Here is a 20,022-nt window from a genome sequence, read left to right on the forward strand (position 1 = left end):
TTTAATAATTTTGTAAAAATTTACCAAAGTTATTCTGCTAACAGAAAGTCTGAAAGAATTACATTACTGACAGAAATTCCTGCTTCCGTCAGACTAATACGCCCCTTTTCTTCCTTCAATAGTCCCATCTCTCCATATTTTGAGATCACATCACCATAGATTTCCTTCATGGATACGTTGTATTTTTTCTGGAATTCGCGAGTGCTGACGCCCTGCATCATGCGCAGGCCAAGAATCATCATTTCCTCCATCTCCTCAGCTTTATTCAGCTTCTGCCATTCTCTTACAGGATCTTCCCCTGTCAGGTACTCCTGCATGGATTCTGTATTTTTGTACCGTTCATGATGTAGGAATGAGGCAGCTCCCAATCCGAATCCCTTGTATGGCACTCCTGTCCAGTAGCCACAGTTATGGCGGCATTCTCTCCCCGGTCTGGCATAATTGGATATTTCATACCTGTGATAGCCGTGCGCTGCCAGCATCGTCAGTGTATCCTCATACATCTGTCTTTCTTCCTCTTCAGAAGGCAGAAGATTCTGTGGTTCATCTGCTGCGCGTTTCTGATCTGCCTCAGCGAACTGCCCGTAAAACGGTGTTCCCTCTTCAATAATCAGGCTGTATGCTGAAATATGTTCCGGTTCAAGCTCCAGTACCCTGTCCAATGTCTTCTGCCAGCTCTGGGTTGACTGTCCCGGCAATGCTGACATCAGATCCACATTCATATTCTCAAATCCTGCTTTCCTTGCCAGATGCCAGCTCTCCTGAAAATCCTCCCAGGTATGAATTCTGCCCAGTCTCTTCAGTTCTCTGTTGTCTGTTGACTGAAGGCCAAAACTGATCCTGTTAATTCCGCTGTTTTTCCATGCCAGCAGCTTTTCCCGGTCGGCAGTACCCGGATTACATTCCATTGTGATCTCTGTCTCATTTTCCATTCTGGCATGACGGTAAACGGTATCCAGAATCCGTTCCATCTCTCTGACAGGCAAAATCGACGGGGTACCCCCGCCGATAAATACCGTACTGACTCTTCCATCTCCATATCCTTCCCAGTCTGAGATTTCCCGGCACAGAGCATCTGTATACTGTCTCTGCACCGTCTCATCTGCTGCAAAGGACAGAAAATCACAGTAATTACACTTTCTGACACAGAATGGAATGTGAATATAAAGTTCCAGTTCTTTTTCCATTAATTTTCGTCTAATTTCAGAACACTCATGAACGCCTTCTGTGGAATCTCCACATTTCCTACCTGGCGCATTCGTTTCTTACCTTCCTTCTGTTTTTCAAGAAGTTTCTTCTTACGGGAAATGTCACCGCCATAACATTTGGCCAGTACATCCTTACGCATGGCCTTCACAGTTTCTCTGGCAATGATCTTACTTCCGATTGCTGCCTGAATCGGAATCTCAAACAGCTGTCTCGGGATCTCTTCCTTCAGCTTCTCACACATCTTTCTTCCACGCTCATAAGCAGTTGCTGCATGTACAATAAAGGACAGCGCATCCACTTCTTCTCTGTTCACCAGAATATCCAGTTTTACCAGTTCCGATCTCTGATATCCCTTCATCTCATAATCAAAGGATGCATATCCTCTGGAACGGGACTTCAGTGCATCGAAGAAATCATAGATAATCTCATTTAATGGCAGTTCGTATTTCAGAAGTGCACGTGTTTCTTCCATGTATTCCATGCCAAGATAATTACCACGGCGTTCCTCACAGAGCTGCATAATAGCACCAATATATTCCGTGGTCACCATGATCTCAGCTCCTACAATTGGTTCTTCCATATATTCGATCTCAGATGCATCCGGCAGATTGGACGGATTCGTCAGATCTATTACTTCTCCATTGGTCTTATGCACCTTATAGATAACGCTTGGCGCTGTCGTCACCAGATCCAGATTATATTCCCGCTCCAGACGCTCCTGAATGATCTCCAGATGAAGTAAGCCCAGAAAGCCACAGCGGAAACCAAATCCCAGTGCCAGAGATGTCTCCGGTTCAAACTGCAGTGCCGCATCATTTAACTGAAGCTTTTCCAATGCATCCCTCAAATCCGGATACTTTGCGCCGTCTGCCGGGTAAAGTCCGCAGTACACCATCGGATTTACCTTCTTATAACCCGGAAGTGGTTCACTGCAAGGTTCCTCTGCATTGGTTACGGTATCTCCCACTCTGGTGTCCTTTACATTCTTCAGACTGGCAGTAATATACCCTACCATTCCGGCACTCAGTTCTTCACATGGAATAAACTGCCCCGGTCCAAAATATCCTACTTCTACTACATCAGCCACTGCTCCGGTCGCCATCATACGGATCGGTGTACCCTTTCGTACCGTTCCTTCCTTAATCCGGCAGAAAATAATCACGCCTTTGTAAGAATCATATACAGAGTCAAAAATAAGTGCCTGCAAAGGTGCCTCCGGATCTCCTCCCGGCGCAGGTATTTTTTCCACAATCTGTTCCAGAACCTGATCTACATTCAGTCCTGTCTTTGCTGAGATCTGCGGTGCATCCTGAGCCTCAATTCCAATCACATCTTCGATCTCGTTGATCACTCTCTGCGGATCTGCACTTGGAAGATCAATCTTATTAATCACCGGCATAACATCCAGGTCATGGTCCAGTGCCAGATAAACATTGGCCAGTGTCTGTGCCTCGATTCCCTGGGCGGCATCTACTACCAGAATGGCGCCGTCACAGGCTGCCAGACTTCTGGAAACTTCATAGTTAAAGTCCACATGTCCCGGTGTGTCAATTAAGTTAAAAATATATTCTTCTCCGTCTTTTGCTTCATAAACAATACGCACCGTCTGCGCCTTTATGGTAATTCCACGTTCCCTCTCCAGGTCCATATTGTCCAGGACCTGTGCCTGCATCTCTCTGCTGGTCAGAAGCCCTGTCATTTCAATAATACGGTCTGCCAGTGTGGATTTGCCATGGTCTATATGTGCGATAATACAAAAATTTCTTATTTTATTCTGATCAATTGCTGCCAATAGTATTTCCTCCTGTTCAAGAGGCATTTTAGCACATGATTTCCCGCTTTGTCTATACCTAACCGACTTACCGGCTGCCTTTCAGTTCCTTATTCAGGATCTGTGCAAAAACATTCATGGCATTTTTCTCTTCTTCCAATGAATTCAGCTGTGTCCCAGCTTCTAAAAGAATACTTCTCGGTCGATAATGCAGATTAAACCGATAAGCCATCAGATAAATATTGCGCATTACTCCAGGTGCATCCCTCTCTGCCAGTATCTGCATCTGCAGGGCAAACGCAGTATTTTCTTTTATGTAAGGATTAGGCAGATAGGTAATATCCTGATGGTCGGCTGTCTGACTCATTCCCAGAATAAACATCAGATTCGCTGTCTGTTTCCCCTGATATTCCGTAACAAATTTCTTACCGTCTACCCCATCTCTGTGCAGATCTATAATGACCTGAATCTGTGGATACTCCTCCAGCCATTTTTCTACTGCAGCTCCCGCATAGTCATAAGCCACATTCCGGTCCAGTACACCATCCACCAGATCATATACTCCCCTGTCATGGATTACTTCATATCCATACTGTTCTGTCAGAAGCTGTGTCAGATAATCTCCCACTCCTACAATCGTTGTGGTATCATCCCCCTCCACCGTGTCTGTGAAACCTTCCTGAGAATGGCTGTGATAGATGAGTATCTGTGGGCCTTCTGTCTGATCCAGTGACAGATCCATATCCAGGAGGCTGTTATTCAGCCTGCTGCTGTCTATGGTTGTTGCAGCGTCCATAGAAAAATATGCATTCAGAAGTGTGGCGAATTCTTCTTCCCTGGAACCTTGCGTACTCTCATTTTCTGATTCCTCTTTCTGGGTATCCTCTGTCTGTTTTCGACTGACCATCCACTCCTGCAAATCCAGTGGCTGTTTCTGCTCCTCTGCTTTTGCCTCTGCTTCCAGAATCAGTTCGTATTCCTCATCCGGTTCATTTTGTCTGCTCTCTTCTCCCAGCCTGTCCGCATACCAGGCAAAAGGAATCATCGTCTGACGGACACCTGCCTCCAGATCCTGCTGCCAGACTTGTGTCGCTTCATCATAATACAGTACAGGCACAAAAAGCTGTTCACTGTATGTTTCCAGTTTCCGGTAAAAAGCAGACAAAAGCGGCGTATCCTGAAATACACCGTTTTCTCCTGCAATCGTCACCGCCCGTATCAGAATATATCCACTCAATACTGTCATGCAGACCAGAAGCACTGCTCTGATGATCCTGTCCAGTAGCCGCATTTTTTTCACCTCTGTACCAGTCTATGAGAGAACCATGCAGTTTATGATGAAAATGCGATATTCAATGCTTCTGAAATGGTATAACTGACTTTTTTGACTGTCTCGTCAATGTCCTTCGGTGTAACGAACATCGTATTTAATCCCGGTGCCATCTGTTCCCGCAGATCTTGCATCTGGTCTTCCTCCAGCTCTGTCTGGCTGATGGCATCATAGACAATGGTTGCCGCATCCACCACAGTAGGCACTCCAATGGCAATGACCGGTACCCCGAGCGTCTCCTGATTCAGCCTGCATCTGTGGTTTCCCACACCGGAACCAGGGTGGATTCCGGCATCCGAGATCTGTATCGTACGGTTCAGTCTTTTAATACTCCTTGCAGCCAGTGCGTCTATTACAATCACCATATCCGGTCTGGTTTCTTTCACTACCCCGCGGATAATCTCCAGTGTCTCCATTCCTGTCTGCGCCATGACACCCGGAACCAAGGCACTGACCGGATTTTTTCCCTCTTCTGTCAGTCCAAACTCTCTGAACAGATGTCTGGTGATCTTCAGATTATCCATTACCAGGGGTCCAAGAGCGTCCGGTGTTACATTCCGATTACCGAGACCCACCAGAAGTACTGAGCCCACTCTGTTTTTGCGAAGACTTTTTATCCTCTGCGCCAGCACTTCTGAGATCTCTCTATGATACCCCTCATCTTCTGATCCCATATCAGGAACTTCCATGGTCACATAACATCCTACCGGCTTTCCAATGGCTTTTGCACCGTTTTCCGTTTTTATGGTTACCGTTGTCGTATGAATATGATTCTGCGAATCCTCTTCTTCCTGAATCTGAATCCCGTTCAGTTCTTCTCCGGATTTATCCAGATTCTCTCTAGCCTCCAGTGCCAGGTCTGTGCGAACTTCGAAAAATCCTAACATAGCTTTCCTCTCTTTTCCGATTTACTTCTTTTCTGCTATTTTTCTCATTTTTTTCCGAATTATGTATTGACACAGCACTCTTGTTGCACTAAAATAGAGAAGTGTGGTATCTGTGAACGTATGGATCAGATACGAAGTATATTTATGTTAGAACGTCCGTGTCCGAGTTTAACATAAAAGATGAAAAAGAGAATAAATTGGAGGTGTCAGGAATTGGCTAACATTAAATCTGCAAAAAAACGTATCTTAGTTAACAGAACAAAAGCTGAACGCAATAAAGCAATCAAGTCTGGTGTTAAGACAGCAATCAAGAAAGTTGAAGCTGCTGTTACAGCAAAAGATAAAGATGCTGCAGTTGCTGCTCTGCTGAACGCTACAGCTGTTATTGATAAAGCTACTACAAAGGGTGTTTATCATAAAAACAACGCTGCAAGAAAAGTTTCCCGTTTAGCTAAGCTTGTTAACAATATCTAATAAATGAGAAGTTTAAAAGACCATCGGTCCGTCATCCGATGGTCTTTTTTAATATCCAAGCTGCGTATCTGTTCAGCACCTTCACAGATACGCAGCTTATCATTTGCTCATCTCTACGATTACCAGCTCAACTGCCAGCTTTTCATCTAATTTTCCGGTCTTGACATCTGTCTCTGTCTGAACGGCTGTCTCTACTGCATAGCGGAGCTGTTCCTGCGAAAAGCTTCTGGCATAACGAAGTCCGTTCCGTACAATAAAGCTCTGTATCCCCAGTTTTTCTGCAATTGCTTCTCGCCCAACTCCCTGACTGCTCAGTTCACTGATCTGCATAATCTGGTTAAACTGTCTGGCAATTAGATATAGTATTCTCATAGGTGCTTCTTTTAATGCCAGCAGATCGTAATACAGATCCAGTGCCCGTCTCTGATTCTTCTGTGCCATAGCATTGATCATCTCAAAAATCTGGTTCACCGTCTGGGTCGTGCAGACTGCCTCTACATCTTCTGCTGTGATAATCTCCTTCCCCAATGTGTAAGAAAGCAGCTTTTCCAGTTCCATGCTGATCTGATTCATATCTGTTCCAGTCTTTTCTAAGAACAGTTCCATGGTGGAACGGGTGATATTTTTCTGTTCTTTTTTTAGAATCCCTAGGATCCAGCGCATCAGAGTATCTTCTGTCTGGCTGGAGAATTCAGCAATACCCCCATTTTTCTTTACCGTTTTATAAAGTTTTCCCCGCTTGTCTACGTCATTCTCTACAAAAAGGAAATAGGTAGTCTCTGGCACCTGTTCCAGATACTCTGCCAGCTCCGGTGATGCACTTTTAAAAAATCCACTGTCCTCAATGACCAGGAGCCGTCTCTCTGAGAAAAAAGGCATGGTCTCTGCCTGGTCAATCAATTCCTGCACGGAGATCCCCTTTCCCTGATAAAAATTAATATTCACCGTATCCTCCGGTGAAACAAGCGCCTCCTGCAGTTTCTTCTTATACTGGTTTCTCAGATAGACTTCTTCTCCTGTCAGAAGATAAATATGTTTGAAATTTCCTGTTTTTAAATCCTGTACTAAATTTTTCATGTTTCCAGTATAACACAGGGACTTTTCCCCTGCAAGATCACCGTTTTGTTTTCTTCTTCTCTGCTTCGCGCATCCGTCTGGTCATAATTCCTCCGATTCTCCCGGTCTCTTTTGCAGAGAGTGATTTCCAGCCATCTTTCTTTACCCTGTCCAGAAGTCCCAGTTCCTCTGCAATCTCATATTTCATTTTATCCTTCGGTGTCAGATTCTTTAAATCTATTGTTTTATCCTGTTTTTTCATAGAAAAAGGTCATACTCCTTTCTTTTTCTTAGAGTATGACCTGCTTTTTTGATATTATACATTTTTATCTTCATTGGTACACGGGAAATGATCCCATGCGCTTTACTGCTTCCGCTCTCCGGACTTTATATGATATATGCCAAGAGACACACCCGCTCCAAGCAACACAATTCCAATGATCATGATAGCGTAGTGCATAAAATACTCATCTGGCAGCACCAGTATTACAGGATCTGTAACCGGATCAAAAAGCCAGTAATCATTCTGAAACACCAGTTCATGAAAGGTAATAAAGACTTTTTCCCAGTTCAGTGCTATCATTCCTCCCAGCACAGAGGGGATCACAATACTGCAGATACCGGTATACTTCAGGAACAGCCAGTCACTCTTTTTTGCCATTCTGATCGCGATGAGCACAAAAAGAATTCCACTAACCACCATAATATACAGAAATCCCTGAAAAATCACTTTCACCTCTTCAAAATGAATCCGAGCCTCATCTGACATGGGAAAAGTAGGAAACTTCAGTTCTTTATGAAAGGACGAAAGATTGTAATCAATCAGTTCCTCATAATTCACCAGTATCTCTTCCTCAGAATAGCCTGTCTCCTCTGCCAGGCGGAGATGTCTCATATCCGCTTTATAGAGACTTTTACAGGACAATGTCAATATCACTGCTACTGAAATCAGGAACACCATACCCACCAGTCCCGAAAGAAACGCCTTTATTTTATTGCAGCGCAGCATGCATCGATCACTTCCAGTGTCTTCTTTAATTCATTTTCTTTTGTGTGGGCACCGGACAGGAAGATTGCTTCAAACTGAGACGGTGCCATATAGATACCGTGAGTCAGCAGATATTTGAAATATTTTGCGAAAGCCTCTGTATCAGATGTTTTGGCGGTCACATAATCTTTTACTTTTTTCTCCGTAAAGAATACGCATCCAAGGGAACCCACATGATTCAGGCAATGTGGAATCTGATGATCGGTCAGGATCTTATCCATCTCTGTATAGAACCAGTCACCGTTTGCATTCAGTTTTTCATAAAAATCCGGTGTATCACGTAAAATCTTCAGCTGAGTCAGTCCAGCTGCCATGGCAACCGGATTACCGCTTAATGTTCCTGCCTGATATACTTTTCCGACCGGAGATACCAGCTGCATGATTTCTTTTCTTCCTCCGTAAGCACCTACCGGCATACCTGCACCGATAATCTTACCAAAAGTTGTCAGATCCGGTTGTACACCAAAATAACCCTGTGCACCCTGAAGACTTAAACGGAATCCGGTAATCACTTCATCAAAGATCAAAAGCGCGCTGTACTTATCACAGATAGCACGAAGTCCTTCCAGAAATCCTTCTTCTGGAGGCACCACTCCCATATTGGCTCCCACCGGTTCCACGATCACTGCTGCAATCTCATCCGGATAGCTGTCAAATAATTCTTTTACGCTGTCCAGATTGTTGTATTCTGCAGACAGGGTATCCTGTGTACATCCTGCCGGAACTCCGGCACTGTCCGGAATACCTGCTGTCATCACACCGGAACCGGCCTTCACCAGCATGGCATCAGTATGTCCATGATAACATCCCATAAATTTCACGATTTTATTTCTGCCCGTATAGCCTCTTGCCACACGGAGTGCACTCATAACCGCCTCTGTACCGGAATTCACCATACGTACCATCTCTATAGACGGAACCAAGTCGCACACAAGCTGCGCCATCTCCACTTCTGCTTCTGTTGCCGCACCAAAGCTCAATCCTTTTCCGGCAGCCTTAACGACACTGTCCAGAATACGCTTGTCGTTATTTCCCAGAATCATTGGTCCCCAGGAACCAATATAGTCCACATAAGTATTGCCATCCACATCTGAAATATACGGTCCGTCGGCACTTACAATAAATCTTGGTACTTCATGTACATTGCCATAAGCTCTTACCGGGCTGTTTACTCCACCCGGGATCAGTTCTACCGCCTGTCTGAATAATTCTTCTGATCTGCTCATCCTATTTTCCCCTCATCCATACATTTTGCCAGTTCTTTTGCATAATAAGTAATATAGATATCTGCTCCTGCACGGTAAGCAGATACTGCCATCTCACAGATAATCCGTTCTTCGTCAATCCATCCCATCTTTGCTGCTGCCTTGACCATGGCATACTCACCGCTGACACTGTAGCATGCAATCGGTGTGGTCACCTGTTCTCTTACCTTTGCCACCATATCCAGGTAGGACATGGCAGGTTTTACCATAATGATATCTGCGCCTTCTTCTTCATCCAGCAGTGCTTCCTTGATTCCTTCTCTGCTGTTGTGGAAGTCCATCTGATAAGTCTTGCGGTCTCCGAATGCCGGTGCAGATCCTGCCGCATCACGGAACGGACCGTAAAATGCAGAAGCATATTTTACTGCATAAGACATAATCGGTACATTCGTAAATCCAGCTTCATCCAGTGCTTCACGGATTGCAGCTACTCTTCCGTCCATCATGTCAGAAGGTGCTACCATCTGTGCACCCGCTTTTGCATGGGAAACAGCGGTCTTTGCCAGCAGTTCCAGTGTCTTGTCATTATCTACATCATGATCGCACAGCACGCCACAGTGACCATGGGATGTATATTCGCACATACATACATCTGTTACCAGATACATCTGTGGAAAATGCTCTTTTGCATAACGCAGAGCTCTCTGTACAATACCATTGTCATCATAAGCCTGGCTTCCTACTTCATCTTTCACTGCAGGAATACCAAACAGCATTACAGACGTTACACCTGTATCCAGAAGTTCCTGCAGGCATTCTCCCATACGGTCCACCGTATAACGATACTGACCTTCCATGGAAGGAATCTCTTCTACTTTATTCTCTCCATCCATGACAAACATCGGATACATCAGAGAGGCTTTATCCATTCTGGTCTCCCGTACCATCTTCCGAAGTGTCATACTTCCTCTTAAGCGTCTTGGTCTTTTTGTCATTTCCATCTGACTTTCCTCCTTGCATGACCTGTGTCTATAGGAACAGGGTCGTTATTGCTTTACTCCTATTCAGTCCTGTTTCTGGCATAATTCTGCTACTTTTTCTACTACGGAATCCATAGTTGCTTTTTCTGACATCTCTGTCCGCATTCCAAGGGCATCTGCCGCCGCCTTTGTCTGTCTGCCGATGCAGACTGCGTGAACCTTCGTATAGTCCAGACCCTTTGTTGCTTCCGCAAAACCTTTTACTGTGGACGCACTGGTAAACACCGCATAATCAATGCTTCCATTTTCAAATTCCTGTTTTTCATTAATGAGAGCAGAACCTGCATATATGGTATCATATGTAGGGATATCGTCAATAGTTGCTTTTCGTTTTTCTGTCAGAATCTGCACCAGTTCCTGATTGCCGATAGATGCCCTTGGAATCAGAATGTGGTCTCCGTCATTGCACTTTTCTGCCAGAGCCTTTCCAAGTGCCTCTCCGTAAAACTCTTCCGGTACCAGATCTGGATAAAGCCCGCGTTTCTCTAATTCTTTTGCTGTACCAGATCCAATCACAGCCAGACGCACCTGACCCAGTTTTCGGATATCCTTATGCTGTTTTTCCATTTCTTTAAAGAAAATACGCACTCCCGTAGGACTGGTAAATACCAGCCACTGGTATGTCTCAATCTGCTCTAATGCTTTCACCAGACGGCTCTGGTCTTCACATGGCACAATGCGGATTGCCGGAAGTTCCAGCACTTCTGCACCGGCACTGCGAAGCTTCTGGGACATCTCAGAAATCAGTTCTTTTGGTCTGGTAACCAGAATCTTCTTGCCTGCCAGTGGAAGTTTTTCATACCATTCAAATTCTTCTGCCAGACTGCATACTTTTCCTACTACAATTATAGCCGGTGTTTCTGCACCACGCCGTTCTACTTCTTCTTTTAATGTGGACACCGTTGCCACGATTCTTCTCTGTGCCGCAGTGGTTCCCTTAATCAAGAGGGCTGCCGGCATATCCGGATCCATGCCTGCCTGAAGCAGTCCCTGGCAGATATCTCCAAGGGCAGATACTCCCATAAGAAATACAAGGGTTCCTTTTGTCTTTACCAGTGCCTCAAAATCAATATTATAACTCTCTCCCTGACGCTTATGTCCGGTAATAATATGAAGAGAAGAACAATAATCCCTGTGAGTAACCGGAATGCCGTTATATGCCGGAACGGAAAGTGCCGAAGTCACGCCTGGAACTACTTCATAGGGAATCCCTTCTTTCACCAGAAGCTCCAGTTCCTCACCGCCACGTCCAAACAGGAATGGATCTCCACCTTTTAAACGCACTACACGTTGTCCTTTTTTTGCCTCATCCACCAATACCTGATTGATCTGTTCCTGCTTCATGATATGTTTGCAGGAACGTTTTCCCACGTTAATCATTTTGGCATCTTCGGGTATTATATTCAAAATACTCTGTCCAACCAGTGCGTCATATACCACCACTTCTGCCTGCTTCAAAATCTGTTCACCCTTTCTGGTAAACAGTCCCGGATCAGAAGGTCCGGCTCCTACCAGCCATACTTTTCCTGTCATGCTTTTTTACTCCTTCCATATTCTGCTTTCAACTGAAGTGCCAGTTTTTCTCCCAGACTTTCTGACTGGTCTGCAGGCCCTGTCAGGCTTCCCTTTAGATACCCGCCGTCTTCTTCATTATAATACAGTCCAAGAAGCAGAATCTGTCCATTCTGAATTCTTGCATGTGCAGCCACCGGTGAAGAGCATCCACCATCCAAAACACGGACAAAAGCCCGTTCACAGAGAGCACAGGCTCTTGCTTCAGGATCATCATATGTCTTCAGAAATCTATAATCCTCTCCTGATCTTCCCTGAATGCCAAGAATTCCCTGGCCTGCTGCAGGAATCATCTCCTCCGGTTCCAGGAAACGGCTGATTCGTTCTTCCAGCCCCAGACGCTTTAATCCTGCTGCTGCCAGAATCAGTGCAGAAAAATTGCCTTCATCCAGCTTACGCAGACGGGTCAGTACGTTGCCACGCACTGTGGCAAATGTTGCCTGTGGATACAGTTCCTGTAGCTGCAGAATCCGTCGCTTGCTGGAACAGCCAATCGGCTTGTCAAACTTCAGCTCTGTTACTCCTTCCGGCAGTACCAGCACATCCCGCGGATCTTCTCTCTTAGAGAAGGCTACCAGTGGCAGTTTCTCCGATACCTCCATGGGCATATCCTTTAAGCTGTGTACAGACAGATCACTTCGTTTTTCCATCAACGCTTTGTCCAGTTCTTTTACAAATAATCCCTTACCGCCCACCTGATCTAATGTACGGTCCAGAATCACATCCCCGGTTGTTTTCATGGTCAGAACATCTACCTGGATGTCCGGGCAATGTGTCTCTATATATGTTTTTACCATTTCGGTCTGAATGACAGCCAGCCTGCTTTCCCGGCTGCCAATGATTATTTTCCTGCTCATTTCTGAAATACATCTCCCATTGCTTCGATACATTCCCGGAATGTCTGATCGCTGAGTCTTGATTTCATTCCGAAAATCATTTTATTTATTACTTTTCCTGCCGCTGCTTCCACATACTCTTGAAGGCGGTCAATCTGCTCCACTTCCTGCGGTGCTTCTTCTCTGGCAGTTCTCATCAGTTCCTTTACCTGCTTCTGGATCCTTAAATGAAAATCTTCTGTTGCCTGCTTTTTAATAACCTGCACCTGTTCAATGATATCTCTGCCTTCATACCAGTCAAAAAACTCGTGCATCTGCACATCCAGAATGCCTTCCGCTTTTTTGATGTTTTCTTTTACCTGTTCACTGGTGTGATCTGCCTTAAAATAATCAATATCATACAACGTTACATGCTTCAGATCACCTGTACAAACTTCAATGTCCCTTGGCACTGCCAGGTCAATCATGACCACGTCATGGTTCAGATGAAGATTCTCTACTGCTTCACAGGTCAGTGTATAATTCGGACTGGATGTGGCACTGACTACATAATCACACTCCGGAAGCAGTTCCAGCCTTTTGCCGTAATCAATCCGGGCACAGCCTTCCGGGATCTGCACCACACCGCTGCGATACTGTCTGACTGTGACCGTAACAGAAGCTCCCTGCCCCCGGAACACGTTTGCAGAAAGCTTTCCCATTTCTCCATTTCCGATCACCATACAGTTTTTTCCTTCAAAGACATATCCCTGATCTTTTAATTCCTGTACTGCTTTATGAATAGCAGAACTGTTGGCATCGGAAAGCACCACTTCTGTTTTTACTTTTTTGGCTGCTGTAACCGCCATGCGGAACAGAACTTCCAGTACATTGTCTGTGGCATACTGATCTCTTGCCATGGTCAGCGCATCCTTCACCTGTGTGATAATCTGATCTTCTCCCAGAATTCTGGACTGAAGTCCACAGGATAATTCAAACAGATGGTGCACTGCCTCTCCTTCCCGGCGACAGATCAGATAATCACGGTATGTATCCGGATCGATTTGTTTTTCCTGACAAAGCATTTCGTAAAGATCTACGTCTTCTTCTACACTGCTGACCCAGATCTCCATCCGGTTACAGGTAGAAAGTATAATGCATCCTGCAATATCCGGACGCTCTTTCCATTTTTCCAGTGTTTCTCCAATTGCTTTTTTCGTAAAGGAAAAGACGGTACGGACATCGATAGATGCCCGTGTATGATCTATTCCTATCATCTGTATACTCATTTTGCTTCCCTCACATGGCGTACAAACATATTCTGGATTCCTTCCAGTTCTCCCAGACCGATGATATGGCATTCCACATCATAACCTGCTCTCTTCAGCTGGCCTCCCCAGGAGTCTTCTTCGTCTCCTGCCATATCATTTTTTGCATGATCTCCTGCTACGATCATAAACGGAGCCAGATGTACCTTCTTCACATCCCGACCGTCAATTTTTTTCATAATCATCTCCAGTGTCGGAAGTGATTCTACCGTACCTACATACATATTTTTATGTCCTGCCGCTTTCAGAGCCTCATCCAGCTGTTCATAAACAACATTGGCCTCATGAGAAGTTCCATGTCCCATAAAAATAATCAATTCATCTTCTGGGACACTGTTCCAGTATTCTCCCAGGATTTTCACAATTTCTTCTTTGTCTTGTTCTGTTACAAACAGGGCATCACCGGTCTTTATTTCTTCAAAATCAGCTTCTGCCAGGTGAACCTGCTCACACATTTTATCATTTTCAATGGCATTCATCACATGGGTCGGCTGTACTGTCACTGTGCGAATACCGTCCTTTTTCATCCTTGCAAATGCTTCCTGCACACTGTCAATGTGTACGGCATCCCGCTTTTCCAGCTTTTTCCGTATCATATCACTGGTCCATGCACGGTATATCCGGCGCTCCGGATAGCTTTCCTGCAATTTTGCTTCAATCCTGTCAATGGTTCTCTCTCTGGTGTCGTTATGGCTGGTTCCAAAACTGACTGCCAGAATTGCCTCTGTCTGTACTGCCATTCCTCTTCCCCTTTGTTTCTTTTCTGTTAAAACTGATTGATATTATGAGCCTGCTCATATTTTACAATCGTATCTATATTCGTTCTTTCAAAATCATTAAACACACTGGCTGCATACTCTTCTGTAAAATCCGATCCGCTCACTGTCGGCTGATACCAGGATTTGCTTCTGAAATAGCTGTCCAGATCTTCATTCACGAACATTCTTCCATGTCTTGCATAGATCTCGTTTCTTGCCAGAAGAATCTCATAATCTGACAGTCCGGTGAGATCTTCCTCCGTAATATAACGGCTGCTGCTGTCCGGAATAATATAATCCCCGGATGAAACCGTTTCTGTGGAAGCTGTCTGTTGTCCGGAATCAGAATGTTCCGCCGCAGCTGCAAAATTTTCCTGTCCTTTGTTCTCTCTGTTTTCATTCCGGTAACTGTGGAACATGGTTTCTCCGTATTCCATCATTTCACTTTCCGGATTGCTCTTATAATACATAATATCGTCCATGGACGCTGTGAGATATCTCTGAATGGTACTGATTCTGGTCAAATTATCCACCTGATCCGGTATTGACGTCGTCACAAGCTCTGCCGGATACAGTCCAAGAGAATTCAATACATCCCTGGCTTCTGCCAGATCTGTATCCTCCCATGTACTTCCCAATATTCCGGTATCTGTCTGCTGTACAAAATCCGCACCATCATAGGTAAACGTTTTCAGATTCCATTCCACTCCATCTGCCAGTATCCCTGCGGTCTCATTTTCCTCACAGCAAAGATAGATTCCATTATCCGTATTGACCAGGAACACTTCGATATCTGCGGCATTCAGAGTCAGAATGTCCTCTGCCAGAGTACACTGTGCCACTCTCTTCAGTTTATCACCTTCATACTGATATACTTCTGCCACCAGATTATTCTGGTTTGTATTCTCATCTGGCTGTTTTACACGGACAGCCAGCAGTTCCTCACTGCCGTCCCAGTTCAGATCCAGCTGATCGAGTGCAAGATATCCGTTATAGTTCTTATATTCCAGAGATGACAGCCATCCGTACAAATAAGCAGACTCCGTATAATCATAAACCTGCGTATCTGAAGAATAAGTATAAAACAGTTCTTCAATATCTACCGCATCTTCTGCTCCTGCTCCCTGTACCACTCCCAGTACTATCATACCGGTCAGTGCCGCTGCCTTCATTACATTTCTTCTGTAGTTCATTTTCAAAATCCTCCTCTACATGTCTCACTGTATGTATCATAACATACTGCGGTATTCCTGACATTAACTGGATCTTAAGTTTTTCTTAGTTAATCTCTTCCGCCTGCCATGTAAAGAAGTGCATTACAGATACATGCAGCTATATTGCTGCCGCCTTTTCTGCCCTTTGCCACAATGTAAGGTACCTCTGCCTGCATAATCAGTTCTTTGGATTGTACCACATTCACAAATCCTACCGGCACTCCGATAATCAGCTCTGGCTTTAATTTTCCGTCTTCGATCAGTTCATAGAGACGTACCAGTGCCGTTGGTGCGTTACCAATGGCAAAAATCAGTGGTTTGCTCATCTCTGCCGCCTTATCCATGCTGGCAGTTGCCCGGGTAGTTCCATTTTTCTTTGCCGTCTCTGCCACATCTGCATCTGACATGAAGCAGTATACTTCTCCTCCATATTTTGCCAGTGCCTTTTTATTGATGCCCGACTTTGCCATCTGGGTATCTGTTACAATACAGGCACCGTTTTTCAGTGCTTTCAGTGCCTTCTCTACTACATCCTCAGAAAAACACAAATTCTTTGCATAATCAAAGTCTGCACTGGTATGAATGCATCTTTTAATAATCGGTGCTTCTTTTTCCGGAAGATCATATCCCAGTTCCTCTGTAATGATTTCAAAACTGCGTTTTTCAATATCCATTGGTTTTACATTCTCAAGCTGTACTTTCATTTATATTCCCTCTTCCAGAATCTCATAGATTTTCTTCATATCCAGATGTTCCCGCAGGCCTGCTGCCAGCAGATCATACTGTGTTTCTTTAAACTGGGCAAAATCCACGGATGTGATCTGGGATACATCCAGTCCCTTTTCCCGTCCGATGGCACGGATCACTGCCTTAGGCACTTCTTCTTTATCAAATACTCCATGCACGTAGGTTCCATATACATGATCTGTATAAGCACCGTCTTCTTTTGTTTTTCCTTTCGTCTGGGCGCCATGGTCTGTAATCTCTGTCAGGGAGGATGCCCCTTCTCTTAAAGTTGAAACACCCATATGAATCTCATACCCCTCCAGTTCTACACCTGAGAGTTCCTTTAATCTTCCTCCAACCGTTGTAAAAGCTCCACTGACACGGGTTCTGGTCTTGTCCCCTGCAAAAACGGTATCCATCGGAAGCAGCCCCATCCCCTTCATGGTTCCTCCTCCTTCCACACCGTCCGGATCACTTAAGGTTTCCCCCAGCATCTGATAGCCGCCACAGATACCGAAAATCAGCTTCCCGGATGCTGCTGCCTTAAGAATGGCAGCTTCCAGTCCGTTCTGACGCATCCACGCCAGGTCAGACATGGTACTCTTGGTTCCCGGCAGAATGATCAGATCCGGATTCTTCAATTCGGATACACTGCCCACATACCGAAGTGATACGCCTTCCATACTTTCAAATGGATTAAAGTCTGTAAAATTTGAGATTCTCGGCAGGCGAATCACTGCAATGTCAATCACACCTACTGCTTCTTTTCGGTCAAAACGCTCTGTCAGACTGTCTTCATCCTCTACCTGAATCTGCAGATACGGTGCCACGCCCACAACCGGAATTCCTGCCTTTTCCTCCAGCATTTTCACACCGGGATCAAGAATGGATTTGTCACCACGAAATTTGTTAATGATCAGGCCCTTCACCATCTTTTTCTCGTCTTCTTCCAGAAGCATGACCGTTCCGATCAGCTGTGCAAACACACCTCCCCGGTCAATGTCTCCTACCAGGAGTACCGGTGCACCTGCCATTTTGGCCATTCCCATATTAACGATATCTTCTTCCTTCAGATTGATCTCTGCCGGACTGCCTGCGCCTTCAATGACAATGATATCATATTCTTCTTCCAGCTTATGATATGCTTCCATGATCTGTGGAACCAGTTGTTTCTTATAGGCAAAGTAATCTCTGGCTTTCATGTTCCCCAGGACTTCTCCGTTGACAATCACCTGTGAACCCACATCTGTAGTCGGTTTTAGCAGAATCGGATTCATATATACGGAAGGCCTGATGCCGGCTGCCTCTGCCTGCATGACCTGTGCCCTGCCCATCTCCAGCCCTTCTTCTGTAATAAAAGAATTCAGTGCCATATTCTGTGACTTAAACGGAGCCACTTTATAACCATCCTGCTTAAATATTCTGCAGAGCCCCGCTGCCAGCAGGCTCTTGCCTGCATTGGACATGGTTCCCTGTACCATAATTGCTTTTGCCATATCAGTTCCGCCTTTCTGCCTGTTTCAAAATCTTCTGAAACACTCGAATCAGTTCTTTGTTCTCTTCTTCTGTCCGAACTGCAATCCGGTAAAATCCCCTCGTAAGCCCGTGGTAATTACTGCAGTCCCGAATCAGAATTCCTTCTTCTTTTGCTCTTTGTGCCAGATCCTCCGGTCCCTGGAAGAACAGATAATTTGCCTTGGAATCACAGACCCACAGATGCAGATCCTCCAGATTCTTTTTCAGCCATCTGCGTTCCTTCTGCACCAGATCCCGTGACTGTTCCACAAACGTCTCTTCCTTCAATGCCGCAATACCTGCCGCCTGTGCCGGAATCGATACGCTCCATGGCTGAATAACTTCCTTCATTCGCAAAAGAAGATCTGTATCACTGCTCATTCCATATCCAAGCCTTAAGCCCGCCATAGCATAGATCTTGGTAAATGCCTTCAGGATAAACAGACAGGGAAATTCCTGCAGGTATCCAGTATAATCTGCATCTTCTTTTTCTTCCAGGAAATCAATGAAACAGGAATCCAGTACCACGCGGATCTGTTTTTCCTGACAGATCTGTAAGATCTTAAGAATCTCTTCCCTGGGAATCAGAAGCCCCGTAGGATTATTGGGATTGCACAGAAAAATCATATCCAGATCTTCCGTTAGATGATCCCAATAGGCAGTTTCATACTGAAATCCATTTTCCTTTTTCAGCTGATAAAACGCTACCTCACATCCCTGGCTCCTGAGCGCCTGTTCATATTCTGCAAATCCAGGTGCCAAAAGCAGTGCTTTCTTTGGTTTTTCCGCCTGCACAATGGCAAAAATCAATTCTGCCGCGCCATTTCCACAGAGAACGGATTCGCTTTTTATGTGTTCCTTCTCTGCAATAGCACTCTTTAGCGCCCTGCACTCCACATCAGGATAATGGGCACATTCCAGAATGGATTTCTGCGCTGCCTCTGTCACCCTTGCAGGGGTACCCAGCGGATTAATATTGGCTGAGTAATCTATGCGGTACGCAGTTGAATATATGTCTCCGCCATGACGGTGTTTGAGCATCTTTTTCCTCCAGTCGGACAGCTTCTGTTCTGATCATATCAGAACATTAAAATCAGGTATTTTACCAGTGTAAATATCACCAGTGAAACTACTGCTGTCCCGTATAATAATTTATTTGCACGGACAATATCTTCCGCTTCCACCGGTCTTATATCGTCCCCAATTGTCTTCTTCTTATGTAATTCTCCAAAATACCAGGCATCACCGGCAAGCTGTACATTCAGTGCTCCTGCCATCACTGCCTCCGTCTGGGCAGAATTCGGGCTGGCATGATTGTAACGGTCTCTCTTAAAAATGGCAAAGGCATGTGCCCCGTCCAGTCTGACCAGAAAAGATGCCAGAACCATCAGAAGTCCTGCCAGTCTTGCAGGAATGTAATTGGCAATGTCATCCAGATAAGCCGGAATCCTGCCAAAATACAGATAGCGGTCATTCTTGTAAGCTACCATGGAATCCATAGTGTTGACAGACTTATACATCCATCCAAGAAACGCACCTCCGATTGCGATGTAAAACATCGGTGCAATGACTCCGTCAGAGGTATTTTCTGCCACTGTCTCTACCGCTGCCTTGGTAACCCCTGTCTCATCCAGTATTTCTGTATCTCTTCCCACAATCATAGATACAGCATGTCTGCTGCCCTGTAAATCATGCTTTTTCAGCTTCCGGTATACTTTCATACTTTCATCTTTCAGAGACTTGGTTGCCAGTAACTGCCAGCACATAATCGTCTCCAGAACCAGCCCGCACACCGGATGAATATGATATGCCAGAAGCAGGAGAAGTAAAGGTATGCCGGATGACAAAGTAATCACGATCAGTGCCATCAGCCATCCCATCACCATCTTCCGGTCAGGTGAATCGCTTTTTTTGTTCATGTGTTTCTCCAACAGTCCGATCAGATTGCCCACCAGACGGATCGGATGATAAAGTCCGTGTGGATCTCCGATGATAAGATCCAGTATAAATCCCAGCACAAGTGCCAGAAGTGATAATTTCATTATTTTATCCTCGGTTTTGTTTGTTAATTTTT

19 protein-coding genes are annotated in these 20,022 nt (G+C 45.0%); 1 reads left to right on the plus strand and 18 read right to left on the minus strand.

Features of this window, described 5'->3' with window-relative positions:
• Positions 1-29: 29 nt before the first annotated feature.
• The 4 genes from hemW to gpr form a co-directional block, all read right to left on the minus strand.
• Positions 30-1,187, minus strand: coding sequence for a radical SAM family heme chaperone HemW (gene hemW / locus H8716_RS05015; protein WP_249307432.1), 1,158 nt, complete (start codon positions 1,185-1,187; stop codon positions 30-32).
• A complete protein-coding gene (gene lepA, locus H8716_RS05020; protein WP_283242965.1) occupies positions 1,187-3,001 on the minus strand; it encodes a translation elongation factor 4 in 1,815 nt (604 codons plus the stop codon). Before lepA ends, hemW begins: the two co-directional genes overlap by 1 nt.
• A 67-nt stretch (positions 3,002-3,068) precedes the next feature.
• The gene (locus H8716_RS05025) at positions 3,069-4,271 is read right to left on the minus strand and encodes a stage II sporulation protein P (protein WP_249307435.1); all 1,203 of its coding nucleotides are present in this window, start codon (positions 4,269-4,271) and stop codon (positions 3,069-3,071) included.
• 41 nt (positions 4,272-4,312) lie between these two features.
• Positions 4,313-5,197, minus strand: coding sequence for a GPR endopeptidase (gene gpr / locus H8716_RS05030; RefSeq protein WP_249307436.1), 885 nt, complete (start codon positions 5,195-5,197; stop codon positions 4,313-4,315).
• Positions 5,198-5,410: 213 nt separating this feature from the next.
• Here gpr and rpsT point away from each other — a divergent pair, with 213 nt between their 5' ends.
• Positions 5,411-5,671: a 30S ribosomal protein S20 gene (gene rpsT / locus H8716_RS05035; RefSeq protein ID WP_249307438.1), complete on the plus strand. Its 261-nt coding sequence runs from the start codon at positions 5,411-5,413 to the stop codon at positions 5,669-5,671.
• A 99-nt stretch (positions 5,672-5,770) separates the two neighbouring features.
• Here the strand turns inward: rpsT and holA are convergent, their stop codons facing one another.
• The 14 genes from holA to cbiB all read right to left on the minus strand — a co-directional run bounded on the left by holA (position 5,771) and on the right by cbiB (position 19,990).
• The gene (holA, locus tag H8716_RS05040; protein WP_249307439.1) at positions 5,771-6,748 is read right to left on the minus strand and encodes a DNA polymerase III subunit delta; all 978 of its coding nucleotides are present in this window, start codon (positions 6,746-6,748) and stop codon (positions 5,771-5,773) included.
• Positions 6,749-6,785: 37 nt separating this feature from the next.
• Positions 6,786-6,989: an alpha/beta-type small acid-soluble spore protein gene (locus H8716_RS05045; RefSeq protein WP_249307440.1), complete on the minus strand. Its 204-nt coding sequence runs from the start codon at positions 6,987-6,989 to the stop codon at positions 6,786-6,788.
• A gap of 102 nt (positions 6,990-7,091) precedes the next feature.
• Entirely contained in the window at positions 7,092-7,736 is a 645-nt protein-coding gene (locus H8716_RS05050) for a TIGR01906 family membrane protein (RefSeq protein ID WP_249307441.1), read from the minus strand.
• On the minus strand, positions 7,715-9,001 hold the full coding sequence (gene hemL / locus H8716_RS05055; RefSeq protein WP_249307442.1) for a glutamate-1-semialdehyde 2,1-aminomutase: 1,287 nt from the start codon (positions 8,999-9,001) through the stop codon (positions 7,715-7,717). Before hemL ends, H8716_RS05050 begins: the two co-directional genes overlap by 22 nt.
• Positions 8,998-9,981: a porphobilinogen synthase gene (gene hemB, locus H8716_RS05060; RefSeq protein WP_249307444.1), complete on the minus strand. Its 984-nt coding sequence runs from the start codon at positions 9,979-9,981 to the stop codon at positions 8,998-9,000. Before hemB ends, hemL begins: the two co-directional genes overlap by 4 nt.
• A gap of 63 nt (positions 9,982-10,044) precedes the next feature.
• Positions 10,045-11,553, minus strand: coding sequence for a uroporphyrinogen-III C-methyltransferase (cobA, locus tag H8716_RS05065; RefSeq protein ID WP_249307445.1), 1,509 nt, complete (start codon positions 11,551-11,553; stop codon positions 10,045-10,047).
• Positions 11,550-12,449 carry a hydroxymethylbilane synthase gene (gene hemC, locus H8716_RS05070; protein ID WP_249307446.1) on the minus strand — a complete coding sequence of 300 codons (900 nt, stop codon included), beginning with the start codon at positions 12,447-12,449 and terminating at the stop codon, positions 11,550-11,552. The genes cobA and hemC overlap by 4 nt, the downstream gene beginning before the upstream one ends.
• Positions 12,446-13,696 carry a glutamyl-tRNA reductase gene (gene hemA, locus H8716_RS05075; RefSeq protein ID WP_249307447.1) on the minus strand — a complete coding sequence of 417 codons (1,251 nt, stop codon included), beginning with the start codon at positions 13,694-13,696 and terminating at the stop codon, positions 12,446-12,448. The genes hemC and hemA overlap by 4 nt, the downstream gene beginning before the upstream one ends.
• Positions 13,693-14,475, minus strand: coding sequence for a sirohydrochlorin cobaltochelatase (locus H8716_RS05080; protein WP_249307448.1), 783 nt, complete (start codon positions 14,473-14,475; stop codon positions 13,693-13,695). The genes hemA and H8716_RS05080 overlap by 4 nt, the downstream gene beginning before the upstream one ends.
• Before the next feature lie 26 nt (positions 14,476-14,501).
• Positions 14,502-15,686: a YARHG domain-containing protein gene (locus H8716_RS05085; RefSeq protein ID WP_249307449.1), complete on the minus strand. Its 1,185-nt coding sequence runs from the start codon at positions 15,684-15,686 to the stop codon at positions 14,502-14,504.
• 89 nt (positions 15,687-15,775) lie between these two features.
• Positions 15,776-16,411, minus strand: a complete 636-nt coding sequence (locus tag H8716_RS05090; protein WP_249307450.1) for a precorrin-8X methylmutase — start codon at positions 16,409-16,411, stop codon at positions 15,776-15,778.
• Positions 16,412-17,929: a cobyric acid synthase gene (locus H8716_RS05095; protein WP_249307451.1), complete on the minus strand. Its 1,518-nt coding sequence runs from the start codon at positions 17,927-17,929 to the stop codon at positions 16,412-16,414.
• Between the two features lies 1 nt (position 17,930).
• Positions 17,931-18,989 carry a pyridoxal phosphate-dependent aminotransferase gene (locus H8716_RS05100; RefSeq protein WP_249307452.1) on the minus strand — a complete coding sequence of 353 codons (1,059 nt, stop codon included), beginning with the start codon at positions 18,987-18,989 and terminating at the stop codon, positions 17,931-17,933.
• Between the two features lie 38 nt (positions 18,990-19,027).
• Positions 19,028-19,990 carry an adenosylcobinamide-phosphate synthase CbiB gene (gene cbiB / locus H8716_RS05105; protein WP_249307453.1) on the minus strand — a complete coding sequence of 321 codons (963 nt, stop codon included), beginning with the start codon at positions 19,988-19,990 and terminating at the stop codon, positions 19,028-19,030.
• Between the last annotated feature and the right edge of the window lie 32 nt (positions 19,991-20,022).

It is taken from the genome of Jingyaoa shaoxingensis, assembly GCF_014385005.1.
Classification (GTDB): domain Bacteria; phylum Bacillota; class Clostridia; order Lachnospirales; family Lachnospiraceae; genus Marvinbryantia; species Marvinbryantia shaoxingensis.

Coding starts and splice junctions, on each gene's coding strand:
- hemW (WP_249307432.1), bottom strand. CDS start 1,187: ATGGAAAAAGAACTGGAACTTTATATTCACATTCCATTCTGTGTCAGA.
- H8716_RS05025 (WP_249307435.1), bottom strand. CDS start 4,271: ATGCGGCTACTGGACAGGATCATCAGAGCAGTGCTTCTGGTCTGCATG.
- gpr (WP_249307436.1), bottom strand. CDS start 5,197: ATGTTAGGATTTTTCGAAGTTCGCACAGACCTGGCACTGGAGGCTAGA.
- holA (WP_249307439.1), bottom strand. CDS start 6,748: ATGAAAAATTTAGTACAGGATTTAAAAACAGGAAATTTCAAACATATT.
- H8716_RS05045 (WP_249307440.1), bottom strand. CDS start 6,989: ATGAAAAAACAGGATAAAACAATAGATTTAAAGAATCTGACACCGAAG.
- H8716_RS05050 (WP_249307441.1), bottom strand. CDS start 7,736: ATGCTGCGCTGCAATAAAATAAAGGCGTTTCTTTCGGGACTGGTGGGT.
- hemL (WP_249307442.1), bottom strand. CDS start 9,001: ATGAGCAGATCAGAAGAATTATTCAGACAGGCGGTAGAACTGATCCCG.
- hemB (WP_249307444.1), bottom strand. CDS start 9,981: ATGGAAATGACAAAAAGACCAAGACGCTTAAGAGGAAGTATGACACTT.
- cobA (WP_249307445.1), bottom strand. CDS start 11,553: ATGACAGGAAAAGTATGGCTGGTAGGAGCCGGACCTTCTGATCCGGGA.
- hemC (WP_249307446.1), bottom strand. CDS start 12,449: ATGAGCAGGAAAATAATCATTGGCAGCCGGGAAAGCAGGCTGGCTGTC.
- hemA (WP_249307447.1), bottom strand. CDS start 13,696: ATGAGTATACAGATGATAGGAATAGATCATACACGGGCATCTATCGAT.
- H8716_RS05080 (WP_249307448.1), bottom strand. CDS start 14,475: ATGGCAGTACAGACAGAGGCAATTCTGGCAGTCAGTTTTGGAACCAGC.
- H8716_RS05085 (WP_249307449.1), bottom strand. CDS start 15,686: ATGAACTACAGAAGAAATGTAATGAAGGCAGCGGCACTGACCGGTATG.
- H8716_RS05090 (WP_249307450.1), bottom strand. CDS start 16,411: ATGAAAGTACAGCTTGAGAATGTAAAACCAATGGATATTGAAAAACGC.
- H8716_RS05095 (WP_249307451.1), bottom strand. CDS start 17,929: ATGGCAAAAGCAATTATGGTACAGGGAACCATGTCCAATGCAGGCAAG.
- H8716_RS05100 (WP_249307452.1), bottom strand. CDS start 18,989: ATGCTCAAACACCGTCATGGCGGAGACATATATTCAACTGCGTACCGC.
- cbiB (WP_249307453.1), bottom strand. CDS start 19,990: ATGAAATTATCACTTCTGGCACTTGTGCTGGGATTTATACTGGATCTT.